Annotated in this window: 1 protein-coding gene; it reads right to left on the reverse strand. The window is 59.0% G+C overall.

From position 1 onward, the window contains the following. On the reverse strand, positions 1-644 hold a 644-nt coding region (locus GV764_RS17950; protein ID WP_032234057.1), incomplete at its 3' end, for an IS6-like element IS6100 family transposase. Positions 645-735: the final 91 nt, after the last annotated feature.

Consider the following 735-nt stretch of genomic DNA (forward strand, 5'->3'; position numbering starts at 1 on the left):
CAGGGGCGAGCCTGTCCTTTGCGCAGGGCTCGCATGACTTCGAATCCCTTGATCGTGGCATAGGCCGTGGGGATCGATTTGAAACCGCGCACCGGCTTGATCAGTATCTTGAGCTTTCCGTGATCGGCCTCGATCACGTTATTGAGATACTTCACCTGCCGGTGGGCCGTCTCCCGGTCCAGCTTTCCTTCGCGCTTCAATTCGGTGATCGCTGCACCATAGCTCGGCGCTTTGTCGGTATTGAGCGTGGCAGGCTTTTCCCAGTGCTTCAGGCCTCGCAGGGCCTTGCCCAGGAACCGCTTCGCTGCCTTGGCGCTGCGGGTCGGCGACAGGTAGAAATCGATCGTGTCGCCCCGCTTGTCGACTGCCCGGTACAGGTAGGTCCACTTGCCCCGCACCTTGACGTAGGTTTCATCCAGGCGCCAGCTCGGATCAAAGCCACGCCGCCAGAACCAGCGCAGCCGCTTCTCCATCTCCGGGGCGTAGCACTGGACCCAGCGATAGATCGTCGTATGGTCGACCGAAATGCCGCGTTCCGCCAGCATTTCCTCAAGGTCGCGATAGCTGATCGGATAGCGACAATACCAGCGCACCGCCCACAGGATCACATCACCCTGGAAATGGCGCCACTTGAAATCCGTCATCGTTCCGTCCGTCCAATCTCCGCCAAGCATGCTCAAGCTTCACGATTTTTGCAACAGAGCCCACACGAGTATTGAGCATAGTCGAGATTGG

Source organism: Atlantibacter hermannii, from assembly GCF_009907385.1.
GTDB classification, from domain to species: Bacteria; Pseudomonadota; Gammaproteobacteria; order Enterobacterales; family Enterobacteriaceae; genus Atlantibacter; species Atlantibacter hermannii_A.